A 14,115-nucleotide genomic window follows, 5' to 3' on the forward strand; every position below is an offset into this window, starting at 1 on the left:
AATCCCAGGCTGCCTGCCAGAAATGCCACAACTTCGAATTCCTCCAAAACCTCCCGCCAGAATGGGCAGGAAAAGGAGATAAGGGCAATAAACTGTAATAAACTTCTTTACACTCATGCCCTCCTTATGTTATAATACTTGTTGTTCAATCATGAACAACCTTGGAGAGGTGTCCGAGTGGTCGAAGGTGCTTGACTCGAAATCAAGTGAGGTTAATAGCCTCCGTGGGTTCGAATCCCACCCTCTCTGCCATGCTGGTGTCCATGCCAGTATCACTTAGTGTATGTACAGATTGCTCACCAGCAATCTCTTTTTTTAGGAGGAATTATTTTGTCAAATCGCGTTCGTACCCGCTTTGCTCCAAGCCCAACGGGCTATATGCATATCGGTAATCTCCGTACCGCACTATATGGTTATCTTTTTTCAAAGTCCCAGAATGGTGATTTTCTGCTTCGCATTGAGGACACTGACCAAAAGCGTTATGTAGCTGATGCTGTAGAATTCATCCAGAATACCTTAAAGGCTGCCAACATCATTCCTAACGAAGGTCCTGATATTGGCGGTGATTGCGGTCCATACATCCAGAGCCAGCGTCTGGATATTTACAAAAAGTATGCTGAGGAGCTTATTGAAAAGGGCCATGCTTATCGTTGCTTCTGTAATGATTGCAGTGAAGAGCAGCACGCTGCCCAGGAGGCCGGCGATGCCAAGAGCTTTGGTGGTTACAATCGTGCCTGCCGCGATTTGGAGCAGTCCGTTATTGACCAGTATCTGGCTGAGGGCAGGCCTTATGTTATCCGTCAGAAGATGCCTCTTACCGGTGAGGTGACCTTCCACGATGTGGTCCACGGAAATATTACCATAGCCTGTGACACCTTGGAGGATCAGGTTATACTGAAGCGTGACGGCATGCCTACATATAATTTTGCTAATGTTATTGATGATCATCTTATGGACATCAGCCATATTTTCCGTGGTACTGAGTTCATTACTTCCACTCCGAAGCATGTTCTCCTGTATCAGTTCCTTGGCTGGGAGCCTCCTGTATTCATTCATCTTCCTCCAGTAATGGGCAAGAATGAGGATGGTTCTATTTCCAAGCTCTCCAAGCGCCATGGTGCCACCGGCTTTAGCCAGCTGGTTGAAATGGGTTATCTCCCGGAGGCCATTACCAACTACGTAGCACTTTTGGGCTGGTCCCCTAAATCCGAGCAGGAAATCTTTACAATGGATGAGCTTATTGGCCGCTTCTCTTTAGATGGCCTCAGCAAATCCCCAGCTGTATTTGACTACAACAAGCTGGACTGGGTAAACGGCGAATATTTTAAATCCATGAGCGATGAGGAATTCGCAAAGAAGTCCAGTGCCTTTGGTGGTATTATCGCTGAATCCTTGAGTGATAAGTGGACATACCTTGCTTCTCTTTTGAAGACCAGGGTTAGCCGTTTCAATGAAATCCCGGAGCAGATCGGTTTCTTCAAGGATTTGCCAGATTATGACATAGATCTGTTTAACAATAAGCGTAATAAGGTTACTCCAGAAAAGGCCGCTGAAATCCTTCCTGTAGTAATTGAGACTCTTGAAAAGGTTCAGACTTGGACTCCTGAGGGCATAGATGAGGTCCTCCAGCCAGGTGTTGCTGAAAGCGGTATCAAAATGGGCACCTTTATGTGGCCTGCCCGAATTGCCCTTTCCGGCCAGAAGGTTACACCAGGCGGTGTTACTGAGCTGCTCTATCTCTTAGGCCGTGAAGAATCCATGAAGCGTTTAAATCTTGGTCTGACCAAGGTTCAGGGCTAATTCCATAAACATAAAAACGCTCAAAAACTTTAAAAAAATATTTGACAAGTTACTCTAAAAGAGGTATTATATTTCTTGTCAACGGCGCGTTGGTCAAGTGGTTAAGACTCCGCCCTCTCACGGCGGCTTCAGGGGTTCGAATCCCCTACGCGTCACCAGAAAATTCAGCTCAAGGCTTTCTGCCTTGGGCTTTTTTGATGCCAAAATATACATGGCAAGAACTAATGACTAGAGCGTCGGCCACGAGCCTAAAATTCTTTTTTCCGATTATATAGTGAAAAAAATCATAACTCGCTTCGCTCAAACAAATGATTTTTTCCACTAATATTAAGGTACGTAAAAAAGACTTTTTTACGGCCCATGTCCTAATTGCTCTAGTCATTGGCTCTTGCCATTTAAAATGATAACTACAATACTAATGCCATGTTTGATTGTCTTGAACATTAGACTGAATTGTGTATAGAAAATATTTTTTCCACACTAGAGTTATCTCGAAAAATTACTTGTCTGAGCGTAGCGAGTTGTAATTTTTCAAGATATTTATTTAAACGGAAAACAATATTTTTAGCAATTCAGTTGGGTGAAAGGCAATCACACATGGCATATACCTTTTATGCTTATTATCAAATACAAAAAGGGCCTCCGCAAAGCGGAAGCCCTAATTTTATTTACGTAAGCAAATCTTACTTGTTCATTGCCTCTGCAACAGCAACTGCAACAGCAACAGACATACCAAGCATTGGGTTGTTACCAGCACCAATGAGGCCCATCATGTCAACATGAGCAGGTACGGAAGAAGAACCAGCGAACTGTGCATCGGAATGCATACGGCCGAGGGTATCGGTCATACCATAGGAAGCAGGACCTGCAGCCATGTTATCTGGATGCAGAGTACGGCCAGTACCGCCACCGGAAGCAACGGAGAAGTACTTCTTACCCTGCTCGGTGCACTCCTTCTTGTAGGTACCAGCTACTGGATGCTGGAAACGGGTAGGGTTGGTGGAGTTACCAGTAATGGAGATGTCTACCTTCTCCAAGTGCATGATAGCAACACCCTCTGGAACGGAATCAGCACCATAGCACTTAACAGCTGCACGAGGGCCGTCAGAGTACTTAACTTCCTTAACAACGTTAACCTTGCCAGTCTTGTAGTCATACTGAGTCTGAACATAGGTGAAGCCGTTGATACGGGAGATAATCTGGGCAGCATCCTTGCCAAGACCATTGAGGATTACGCGGAGAGGATTCTTACGAACCTTGTTTGCAGTCTGAGCAATACCAATAGCACCCTCAGCAGCAGCAAAGGACTCGTGGCCAGCCAGGAATGCGAAGCACTCTGCATCCTCAGTCAGGAGCATAGCAGCCAGATTACCATGGCCAAGACCTACCTTACGATGATCAGCAACGGAACCAGGTACGCAGAATGCCTGAATACCTTCGCCGATAGCTCTTGCAGCATCAGCGGCAGTCTTAACACCCTTCTTGATAGCGATAGCAGCACCAAGAGTGTAAGCCCACTTAGCGTTCTCGAAGCAGATTGGCTGCAGATCAGTTACGATAGCAGCTGGGTCGAAACCCTTTTCCTTACAAATATCAGCAGCAGCTTCAATGGAAGCAATACCATATTTCTTGCAAACTTCATTAATACCGTCAATACGGCGCTCATAGCCTTCAAATAATGCCATTTTATTTTCAGTCCTTCCTGTTCGTTATCTCAAATTATTCCTTACGAGGATCGATGTAACGGGCAGCATCTGCGTAACGGCCCTTAGTGGAGGTGTTCTTCTTGATTGCTTCGTTAGCATCCATGCCATTAGCAATAGCTTCCATAGCCTTACCAAGGTGAACAACTTCATAACCGATTACGCGATCTTCACTGTCAACTGCCATTTTGGTAACATAACCTTCAGCTAATTCGAGGTAACGAGCACCCTTCAGCTTGGTGGAGTACAGAGTACCTACCTGGCTGCGGAGACCCTTACCAAGGTCATCCAGACCTGCGCCAACTGGCAAACCATTATCAGAGAATGCAGTCTGAGTACGGCCATAAACGATCTGCAGGAACAGCTCGCGCATAGCAGTGTTGATAGCATCGCAAACCAGGTCAGTGTTGAGAGCTTCCAGAATAGTCTTGCCTGGGAGAATCTCAGCAGCCATAGCTGCGGAATGAGTCATCCCAGAGCAACCGATGGTCTCAATGAGAGCCTCTTCGATGATACCATCCTTAACATTCAGAGTCAGCTTGCAGCCGCCCTGCTGAGGAGCACACCAGCCGATACCGTGAGTCAGACCGCTGATATCCTTAATTTCCTTAGACTGTACCCATTTGCCCTCTTCAGGAATTGGAGCTGGACCATGGTTTACTTCTTTTGCAATGCAAGTCATGTCTTCAACATGCTTATCATAATAAATCATTTTGTATTCCTCTCTTCGCTAATAATATAATACTCAGTGTCAAGGGGCCCTAAAGCCAGGTCCGGGCCACTACACACCTTCAAACACATCTAAATGGCAGCTTTATTACTTCAGCTTAACCATTGGAGTACCAGTCATCTCTGCTGGAATCTCCATGCCTGCCAAGGTCAGCAGGGTCGGAGCAATATCACAGAGAGCACCATCGCTGGCGATCCAGCCTACACGGTCAGATACAACGATGAATGGTACAGGATTGGTTGTATGAGCGGTGAAAGGTGCACCAGTCTCAGGATCAACCATCTGATCTGCATTACCGTGGTCAGCAGTGATACATACCTCACCACCAACCTCGCGAATAGCCTCAACAAAGCGGCCAACGCAGGTATCAACAGTCTCAACAGCTTTTACAGCCGCCTCAATAACGCCGGTGTGGCCCACCATATCGCCGTTGGCATAATTCAGAATAATGAAATCATACTTACCGGACTTAATAGCCTCCACAACCTTGTCAGTAACCTCAATAGCACTCATTTCAGGCTGTAAATCATAGGTTGCAACCTTTGGAGAAGGAACCAGAATACGGTCCTCACCCTTATAAGGCTCCTCAACACCACCGTTGAAGAAGAAGGTTACATGGGCATACTTCTCAGTTTCTGCAATACGCAGCTGGGTCATACCATTCTTGGCAATAACCTCACCAAGGGTGTTGGTGATGGATTCAGGCGGATATGCAACTTTTACATTAAGGCCTTCCTCGTACTGAGTCATGGTAACAAAGGAGAGCTTCAGCTCCTTGCGCTCAAAACCGCTAAACTCGACATCAGTAAATGCGTGAGTCAGCTCACGGGCACGGTCAGGACGGAAGTTGAAGAATACAACACCATCTCCATCCTTCATTCCCTTGTAGTCACCTACAACAGCAGGAACTACAAACTCATCAGTTACCTCATTTGCATAAGATGCCTTAACGCCTGCCACTGCATCATCAGCAGCAACGCCCTTGCCCAACGCAATGGCCTCATAAGCCTTCTGTACACGATCCCAGCGGTTGTCACGGTCCATTGCATAATAACGACCGGACAGGGAAGCAATCTTACCACAACCGATTTCAGCAATCTTAGACTCCAGCTCTGCAACATATTCAGCTGCGGAGGAAGGATCAACATCACGGCCATCAAGGAATGCATGAACATATACATCCTTAAAGCCCTGGTTCTTAGCGAACTGTAAGAGACCATAGAGATGCTCACTATGGCTGTGTACACCGCCCGGGGAAACGAGACCCATGAGATGGAGAGCGCCGCCATTGGCCTTAGCCTGGTCAGCCACACTTACCAGAGCCTCGTTCTTGAAGAAATCACCATCCTTGATAGCCTTGGTGATACGGGTCAGTGCCTGATAAATAATACGGCCGGCACCGATATTGGTATGACCAACCTCAGAGTTACCCATCTGTCCATTAGGGAGACCAACGAACTCGCCGGAAGCCTGGATATGGGTGGATGGGAAATTCTGTCTGAGACTATCAATAACAGGAGTCTTAGCTATCTGGATAGCATTGTTCGGATCACAGGTTTTGCCGTTTCCATAGCCATCCATGATAATTAATGCAACAGGTGCATTTTTTAATTTTGCCATTATTTTATCAACCTCTAAATTAGAACTTTACAATTGCGGAGAAGTCAGCAGCCTTCAGGGAAGCGCCACCAACCAAAGCACCGTCAACGTTTGGCTGAGCCATGAGGTCCTTAATGGTAGCAGGCTTTACAGAACCGCCATACTGGATGCGGATAGCATCAGCAACGCTCTGACCAAATACCTCAGCTACAGCCTCACGGATAGCCTTGCAAACTTCCTCAGCCTGCTCGAAGGTAGCAGTCTTGCCGGTACCGATAGCCCAAATTGGCTCGTAAGCGATAACCAGCTTAGCAACCTCGTCAGCGGAGAAGCCATCAAGAGCAGCCTTGATCTGCTTTACAACATGAGCGATATAGGTACCAGCCTCGCGGATCTCCAGGGACTCACCGCAGCAGATGATAGGAGTAATGCCAGCAGCATAAGCGGCACGAGCACGCTTGTTAACACCCTCATCAGTTTCACCAAAGTAGTCACGACGCTCAGAATGACCAAGTACAACGTACTCTACGCCGATTTCCTTCAGCATGCCAGTGGAGATTTCGCCAGTGAAAGCACCTTTTGGCTCCCAATGAACATTCTGTGCACCAACATGAATCTTGGTACCCTTGCAAGCATCAGCTACAGCTGCCAGAGCAGTTGCAGTTGGGCAAGCTACTACATCTACAGCCTCAACGTCAGCTACCAATGGAGCCAGCTCCTTAACCAGCTTAACGCCCTCAGCGATAGTGTTGTTCATCTTCCAGTTACCAGCAATAATAGGTCTACGTGCCATAATAATTATATCCTCCTCAAATTATCTATATATTTATTTCGTATTTTAAAACTTAACAGTTTCCAAGTTGAAGCCAAAGTTCAACAAAGCTATGCGGTGAAAAGACAAGCATTTACGCGTCAGCAATAGCTGCGATGCCTGGCAACTCCTTCCCCTCAAGGAACTCGAGAGTAGCGCCACCGCCAGTGGAAATGTGGGAAATCTTGTCGGAAAGACCGGTCTTCTTCAGTGCTGCAATGGAGTCACCACCACCAACGATGGAGGTTGCACCGTTCTCAGTAGCCTTGGCAACAGCCTCAGCAACAGCCAGAGTACCCTTTGCAAATGCATCGAACTCAAATACACCCATAGGACCATTCCAGATAACGGTCTTAGCACCCTCAAGAGCTTCTACATAAAGGTCACAGGTCTTAGGACCGGAATCGAGAGCTTCCCAACCCTCTGGAACCTTGTCAACATCCACAATCTTGGTGTTGGCAGTAGCGGAGAAATCATCCGCAATGGTAAGGTCAGCAGGAAGAACGACCTTAACGCCCTTCTCCTTAGCCTTCTTAAGCTGACCAAGAGCCTCCTCGAACTTATCCTTCTCGCAGATAGAGTTACCAATTGGCAAGCCCTGTGCTGCATCGAAGGTGTGAGCCATACCGCCACCGATGATAATGGTGTCAACCTTGTCAATCATGTTGGAGATAACGCCGATCTTGTCGGAAACCTTAGCACCACCGATGATAGCAACGAATGGACGCTTTGGAGCCTCAAGAGTCTGACCAATAAACTTAATCTCCTTTTCCATGAGGAAGCCTGCAACGGACTCAAGGTACTGAGCAATACCAACATTGGCTGCATGAGCACGATGGGATACACCGAAAGCATCATTTACAGCAATGTCAGCAAGGGAAGCCAGCTGCTTTGCAAATGCAGGGTCGTTCTTCTTCTCTTCCTTGTGATAACGGAGGTTCTCTAAGAGGAGAATCTCACCTGGTTTAAGGTCAGCTGCAGCCTTTTCAGCCTCAGGACCAACACAGTCAGGAGCCCACTTAACATCTACGCCCATAACCTCGGATACGCGCTTAACAATGTGCTTAGTGGAGAACTTGTCCTCACGAGCCTCGGTAGGACGGCCAATGTGGCAAGCCAAAATAACTGCTGCACCCTGCTCCAGCATGTACTTGACAGTTTCCTTGGTAGCCTGAATACGAGTATCATTGGTGATATTCATATTCTCATCGAATGGTACGTTATAATCTACGCGGCAAAATACCTTCTTACCCTTAAGATCTACATCTTTAATGGTTTTCTTATTCATACCCATATTAATAAAAACCTCCGTCAATAAAATAGGTCCGGCCCAAACAAAGGCCGGACCTCAATGGATCTTTTAAACTATTGTTTTTTGATGACGAGTTATCAGCCTAACTCAGCGAAGTACTTAATGGTACGAACCATCTGGCTGGTGTAGGAGTTCTCGTTATCATACCAGGAAACAACCTGAACCTGAGTCAGGCCATCTGCAACCTTGCTAACCATAGTCTGGGTAGCATCGAAGAGGGAACCATAACGCATACCAACGATATCGCTGGATACGATCTCGTCCTCATTGTAACCGAAGGACTCAGTAGCCTGCTTCTTCATAGCCTCGTTAACCTGCTCTACAGTTACATCACCCTTAACTACAGCGTAGAGGAGAGTAGTGGAACCAGTAGGGGTAGGAACGCGCTGTGCAGCACCGATGAGCTTGCCGTCCAACTCAGGAATTACAAGGCCGATAGCCTTTGCAGCACCAGTGGAGTTAGGAACGATGTTAACAGCTGCAGCACGGGAACGACGGAGGTCACCCTTACGCTGTGGGCCATCAAGAGTCATCTGGTCACCAGTGTAAGCATGGATAGTAGCCATGATACCGGACTGGATTGGAGCCAGATCGTTCAGAGCCTTAGCCATAGGAGCTAAGCAGTTAGTGGTGCAGGAAGCTGCGGAAATAACCTTATCTTCCTTGGTGAGTACCTGATGGTTTACATTGTAAACGATAGTAGGGAGGTCCTTACCTGCTGGAGCAGAAATAACAACCTTCTTAGCACCTGCAGTCAGATGTGCAGAAGCCTTCTCCTTGGAAGTATAGAAACCAGTGCACTCCAGAACAACGTCTACATCATGCTTGCCCCAAGGAATCTCTGCTGCGTTAGCGCAAGCATAGATCTTGATCTCTTTGCCGTTAACAGTAATGGAATCCTCGCCAGCAGTTACCTTGTCAGCGTACTTGTAACGACCCTGGGAAGAATCGTACTTCAGAAGATGAGCCAGCATCTTAGGGCTGGTCAAGTCGTTGATTGCAACAACCTCATAACCCTCTGCGTCGAACATCTGACGGAATGCCAGACGACCAATACGGCCAAAACCATTAATAGCTACTTTTACTGCCATTTGTAAAATACCCCCTAAAAATATATAGATAAAATAATTTGAGAACACGTCAGAAAAAGACACCCATCTACCTGAACGGCAGACAGATGACAGGCATATATCCTAGTGTCCCTTATCTTTCAAGTAAGTTAATATTACACCAATTTAAGACACCTTGTCAACGCAAATTCATAAGCAGTAATAACTATAGCATAAATAATATGTATCATACTAAAGTAAGCTTACAATCACTATAAAGTAATAATTTAAGCCCCTCTATCAGCAATTAACGCTGGCAGGCTTATAATCCTTTTTTCCTATCTTTTCCATGGACAGAACTGCCTGTACGGCAATGGCACATTCAAGGCGCTTCTTCTGAATTTCACAGCCCACTTCATAAGGCTTTCTTATGTCATCATGGAACAGATCCGCATTGGCATGACAGCCACCTGAGCAGAAATACTTCGCCCAGCAGGTCTTACAGCGTTCCTTGTTCATAACGTGGGATTCGCGAAAATATCTGGTGATGTCCTCAGCCCCATCATCCAAATCATCAAATACATTACCCAATTTATACTTGTTACGTCCCACAAACTGGTGACATGGATAAAGATCCCCGTTGGCAGCCACCGCATAGTATTCATGACCAGCACCACAGCCAGCCAGACGCTTGGCTACACATGGACCATTGGAAAGATCCATGTTGAAATGGAAGAAGAAGAACCCCTTGCCTTCACGGTGACGCTTCAGATAGAAATCAGTAAGTCTGTCGTACTCAGCGAATATTTCCGGCAGCATTTCCTCAGTAAGTCCATAAGGAGAATCCTTCAGAACCACCGGCTCCATGGACAGGATATCAAAGCCTGCATCTGCCATAGCCTCTACATCCTTGGTAAAGTCGAGATTTTCTGCAGTGTAGGTACCACGCATGTAGTAATTCTCGCCATTACGGGAATCCACACACTTCTTGAAATTTTTCATTACCTTGTCATAGGTGGGCTGACCGCCGCAGTCAGGGCGCATATTGTCATGGGTCTCACGACGGCCGTCGGTGCTGAGAACCAGGCTGATATTGTTATCATTGAGCCACTTAATATTGTCATCATTAAGGGCCAAACCGTTGGTGGTTAAGGTCAGCTTAAATTCCTTACCTGTTTCCTTCTCACGCTTTCTTACATACTCGGTAACATCCTTCACCAAAGGCATATTAATAAGTGGTTCACCGCCGAAGAAATCGATTTCACAATGCTTTCTGGGGCCACTGTGTTCAATAATATAATCAACTGCAGCACGTCCCACCTTGTTGTTCATGAGCTGACGCTCACCGCCGTACTCGCCTGTATCGCCAAAGCAATATTTGCAACGCATATTGCAGTCATGGGCAGTCATCAGACACAGGGACTTAACCAGTCCCTTGGCCTTGAAGGTAGGCGGAACATCAATATCAGGGGCAAATAGTTGATTCTTATCCATAAGAATATGGAGTTCATCCAGAGCTTCCTTCAAATCATTTTCTGTATACTGAGATTTAAGGTTATTTATAACCTCATTATCATTTTTACCATTAAAAATATCCATGATATCATAAATCATTTTATCAATTACATGGACTGCACCGCTATTCACATCCAACAGGATATACATGCCATTTTGGACGAATTTATGGATTTTTGTGCTCATTTCATTATTCATAATAAAACAATACTCTCCTAAAAACACAAGAAAAAAGCTCCCTCCCGGGGAGCCCTTCTCATCAATAATTATTTCTTGCTTTCACAAACCTGGTTGCCAACAGTACAAGAAGTCTTGCATGCGGACTGGCAGGATGCCTGGCACTCGCCGCAGCCGCCAGAAGTCTTGGTAGCCTGCAGAGTAGGCTCATTTACAGTCTGAATATGCTTCATATTAGGTAACCTCCTCACCTTAAATAAAGTCCTATGTTATTTTACCTTTTTTTCCATTGATATGCAAATTTTAATGCTGGCTTATTCCCAACTGGGTCATAATTCTTCCCTTGATAAGACGCCATTTAAATTCCGTCAGTCCAAACAATGGGTGAGGAATATTTATTCGCTGCAAAAGGTATGGATGGGTTTCAAAGGTATTAAGCCCTGGATCCCCCGTTACTGCCGCCAGATATTCCTCCTCTTTCAGCATATCCAGCAGCTCCTTGTCATATTTGCCATTAGGATAGGACAGGGTATAAATGGTATCCATTCCATTCCACTCCATCAGGAGCTTGGAAAGCTTAACCTCATCTCTGGCTTCATCGAGGCTCATACTGGTTAAAGGCAGGTGGTTAGCAGTATGACTGCCGATTTCCACCCCCCGATGCTGAATATCCTTTAACTGATCCCAGGACATGTAATTTTCCTTGCCAATATCATTGCCTACCATAAAAATAGTAGCTTTAAGCCCACGCTTTTCCAATATTGGCAGAAGCTCAGTGTAATTGGTCTCATAGCCATCATCAAAGGTGAGAATCACCGGCTTGTCCGGTAGCTCCTGCAACCCCTTCTTCGCCCTTAAATAATCACGGATGGAAATTGTGGTATAACCCTCCTGTTGGAGATAATCGAGCTGAGCCTCAAAATCCGCCGGTGGCACGTTATATTCATAAGCCTTGTCCGGATTCTTTTCCTGCACCATATGGTACTCCAAAATAGGGAATCCATCCGGGGCAGGCTGAGACAAAAGATACCGGAGCCCGGCAAAAAGCGATATAGCCCCAAGGGCAACAATCAATAGTGCTATCTTAATAAACCTCATATACTTTTTCAATCATCTTCACCTGTTTCGTTATTTTGCCCCCGCAGCTCCTCCGCCAAAGCCACCAGCTTTCTCAGCCGATGATTGACGCAGGACTTGGTTACAAGCAGCATTTCTGCCAGCTCCGCCAGGGTGGCGTCCGGATTATCCTGCCTGCATTGGGCTGTCTTTCTAAGGGCCTTGGTAAGTCCTTCCAGCTTTCCCGCATCCCTCAAATATTTTATACACTCATTTTGATAAATTGCTGCATCCACGGTTTTCTGCAGATTGGCAGTTTCACAGTTAACCAGACGATTTACCTGATTGCGGACTTCCTTAAGATTACGGCCACCCTCGAAATCATCCAGGGATTTAGTGGCACCAATAATGGACAAGAAATCCATTATCGCCTCTCCATCCTTCATATAAATAAGGTAATGATTTTTCCGGTCAGTAAAACCGGCAGGAAAGCCCATGCGCTTAAGAACTCCTGCGATAGTGTCCGCAAAGCCGTAATTTGAAGTAACCATTTCCAGATGGCATTCAGCTTCAGGCTTGTTTATACTGCCACCTCCCATGAAAGCTCCCCTAAGATAAGCGTGACGACAGCACACCTTCTTCAATAGGGCGTTATCACGGCCCAGTGAGCCCTCTGTCTCCCCCAACATCCCCAGCTTTTCCATAAGCGGTCTCACCAACGGCGATGGCACCACGCGAACCATATAACGGTTATTTTTTTTAAGCCTCTTGCTCCTGGTTACTGTTACCTCTGTCTGCACATCGCTTGTGGCCTTCAGCAAGCTCAGAGTCTTTCTGGCAACCGCCGCATTTTCAGTAACATAATTAAGTCCCAGAGTCATATTAGAGCCCAGGGTCATGGATGCACCCATACGCAAAAGTGCTGCCAGCTCCGCAGTCTGGCAGCATAATTTTTTATCCAGTTTGTGGGCCAGCTCATTTTTCACATCCGTGGCAAAAGATGGCATATCATTCTCACCAAACTTCTAAAATAATTTCTGTTAATGCTTCCTTATTTCATCAAGACCAGCCTTTATGCCGTAAACTGCCCGCATAACACTGCTGGCCAGCTTACGGGAATCATGATGAATTACGTCCTTGCCACTTATAAGGTCTGCCTTAATAAGACCTACCCCCAGAGCATTAAGTGCATCATCATCCACCTCCACAGGATAGGCACCCTTTTCCGCATATTTTTGCGCCAAATCATCGGGCACCGGAGTGGAATTTACAATAACATAATCTATGGCCTGCCGTCCAGCGTGGTCCAAAATAGCCTTTACATGCATGGATGCGGTATAGCCATCGGTTTCTCCAGGCTGGGTCATGACATTACAAATATAAATCTTTATTGCCCTACTGCGGCAGATAGCATCACCTATGCCCTCCACCAAAAGATTAGGCATAATACTGGTGTACAAGCTGCCCGGCCCAAGAACAATGGCATTGGCATCCCGTATAGCATCCAAGGAGGACTGCACTGCCTCCACGTGCTCAGGAAACAGCTTAACACGATGAATCCGCTTATGAACCTCCGGAATATGGGATTCACCACAGACGATGGTACCATCCTCCATTATAGCATCCAAGCGTACATGCTCCTTACTGGCAGGAAGCACCCGTCCCTTTACTGCCAAAACCTTGGAGGATTCTGTCAGGGCAGTTTCCACATCACCGGTAACCTCCGCCATGGCGGCGATAAAAAGATTACCAAAGCTATGGCCAGACAGCGAACTGCTGCCTCCGAAGCGGTGCTGGAACAGCTTTTCCATCAAAGGCTCCTTATCAGCCAAGGCCACCAGACAGTTCCGCAAATCCCCTGGTGGAATAATCCCCAACTCCTCACGAAGCCTACCAGAGGACCCGCCGTCATCAGCCACGGTTACCACAGCCGTAACATTGGTGGTAACCTCCTTAATACCGCGCAACAGCACACTGAGCCCATGACCGCCGCCCACAACGGTAACAGCAGGTCCCTTGCCCAGCATTCGCTTCTCATAAATCAAATCCACCAGCTTCTCCGAAGATGATGGGTAAACCACATCAATAACTGACTGAATAATAAAGCGGGCCGCCATAGCCATAATCAAAAAGCCAATGGCAACCATCACTGAGCCTATAACCGCCGTGGCAGTATAGGTGTATTCCCCGGAGAAGGTATAAACAGCCCAGAATATAGACTCCTCGATACTGTCTATATATTTATAGTTGAACATAATTGCTATGCCCAGACTGGCCAGCATAACACCGGCGGCAAACAGCAGCAGCCAGCGCTTGAATCTCATGCCTGGATACAACCATTTCAAAAAATTCATTGTTTGTTA

General features: G+C 46.5%; 12 protein-coding genes and 2 tRNA genes. 3 read left to right on the forward strand and 11 right to left on the reverse strand.

The features are described from left to right. The first annotated feature begins 163 nt into the window (after nucleotides 1-163). From ACKI5G_RS05930 to ACKI5G_RS05940, 3 genes are all read left to right on the forward strand, one after another. Nucleotides 164-252 (forward strand) — tRNA-Ser (locus ACKI5G_RS05930). Nucleotides 253-330: 78 nt separating this feature from the next. Beyond that, nucleotides 331-1,800 carry a glutamate--tRNA ligase gene (gene gltX, locus ACKI5G_RS05935; protein ID WP_407398549.1) on the forward strand — a complete coding sequence of 490 codons (1,470 nt, stop codon included), beginning with the start codon at nucleotides 331-333 and terminating at the stop codon, nucleotides 1,798-1,800. An 83-nt stretch (nucleotides 1,801-1,883) separates the two neighbouring features. Next, a tRNA-Glu gene (locus ACKI5G_RS05940) sits at nucleotides 1,884-1,958 on the forward strand. A 525-nt stretch (nucleotides 1,959-2,483) separates the two neighbouring features. Here the strand turns inward: ACKI5G_RS05940 and ACKI5G_RS05945 are convergent. The 11 genes from ACKI5G_RS05945 to yvcK form a co-directional block, all read right to left on the reverse strand. Then, complete coding sequence (locus tag ACKI5G_RS05945; protein ID WP_407398551.1) at nucleotides 2,484-3,485, reverse strand: GGGtGRT protein; 1,002 nt, start codon at nucleotides 3,483-3,485, stop codon at nucleotides 2,484-2,486. Nucleotides 3,486-3,519: 34 nt separating this feature from the next. Then, entirely contained in the window at nucleotides 3,520-4,215 is a 696-nt protein-coding gene (locus ACKI5G_RS05950) for an iron-sulfur cluster assembly scaffold protein (RefSeq protein WP_037330118.1), read from the reverse strand. 105 nt (nucleotides 4,216-4,320) lie between these two features. Continuing rightward, a complete protein-coding gene (gene gpmI, locus ACKI5G_RS05955; protein WP_407398553.1) occupies nucleotides 4,321-5,853 on the reverse strand; it encodes a 2,3-bisphosphoglycerate-independent phosphoglycerate mutase in 1,533 nt (510 codons plus the stop codon). A 19-nt stretch (nucleotides 5,854-5,872) separates the two neighbouring features. Further along, nucleotides 5,873-6,625, reverse strand: a complete 753-nt coding sequence (gene tpiA / locus ACKI5G_RS05960; protein ID WP_407398555.1) for a triose-phosphate isomerase — start codon at nucleotides 6,623-6,625, stop codon at nucleotides 5,873-5,875. Between the two features lie 112 nt (nucleotides 6,626-6,737). Then, nucleotides 6,738-7,931: a phosphoglycerate kinase gene (locus ACKI5G_RS05965; RefSeq protein ID WP_407398587.1), complete on the reverse strand. Its 1,194-nt coding sequence runs from the start codon at nucleotides 7,929-7,931 to the stop codon at nucleotides 6,738-6,740. 101 nt (nucleotides 7,932-8,032) lie between these two features. Then, the gene (gene gap, locus ACKI5G_RS05970; protein ID WP_407398557.1) at nucleotides 8,033-9,046 is read right to left on the reverse strand and encodes a type I glyceraldehyde-3-phosphate dehydrogenase; all 1,014 of its coding nucleotides are present in this window, start codon (nucleotides 9,044-9,046) and stop codon (nucleotides 8,033-8,035) included. 258 nt (nucleotides 9,047-9,304) lie between these two features. Continuing rightward, entirely contained in the window at nucleotides 9,305-10,705 is a 1,401-nt protein-coding gene (gene scfB / locus ACKI5G_RS05975) for a thioether cross-link-forming SCIFF peptide maturase (protein WP_407398589.1), read from the reverse strand. 80 nt (nucleotides 10,706-10,785) lie between these two features. Further along, the gene (gene scfA, locus ACKI5G_RS05980; protein WP_071997203.1) at nucleotides 10,786-10,929 is read right to left on the reverse strand and encodes a six-cysteine ranthipeptide SCIFF; all 144 of its coding nucleotides are present in this window, start codon (nucleotides 10,927-10,929) and stop codon (nucleotides 10,786-10,788) included. A 70-nt stretch (nucleotides 10,930-10,999) separates the two neighbouring features. Then, a complete protein-coding gene (locus ACKI5G_RS05985; RefSeq protein WP_407398559.1) occupies nucleotides 11,000-11,806 on the reverse strand; it encodes a polysaccharide deacetylase family protein in 807 nt (268 codons plus the stop codon). Next, nucleotides 11,803-12,759 (reverse strand): DNA-binding protein WhiA, encoded by a 957-nt coding sequence (gene whiA, locus ACKI5G_RS05990; RefSeq protein WP_407398561.1) that lies wholly within the window; start codon nucleotides 12,757-12,759, stop codon nucleotides 11,803-11,805. The genes ACKI5G_RS05985 and whiA overlap by 4 nt, the downstream gene beginning before the upstream one ends. A 33-nt stretch (nucleotides 12,760-12,792) precedes the next feature. After that, entirely contained in the window at nucleotides 12,793-14,106 is a 1,314-nt protein-coding gene (gene yvcK, locus ACKI5G_RS05995; protein WP_407398563.1) for a uridine diphosphate-N-acetylglucosamine-binding protein YvcK, read from the reverse strand. Nucleotides 14,107-14,115 lie beyond the last annotated feature (9 nt).

It is taken from the genome of Anaerovibrio sp. (assembly GCF_045637405.1).
GTDB lineage: Bacteria > Bacillota > Negativicutes > Selenomonadales > Selenomonadaceae > Anaerovibrio.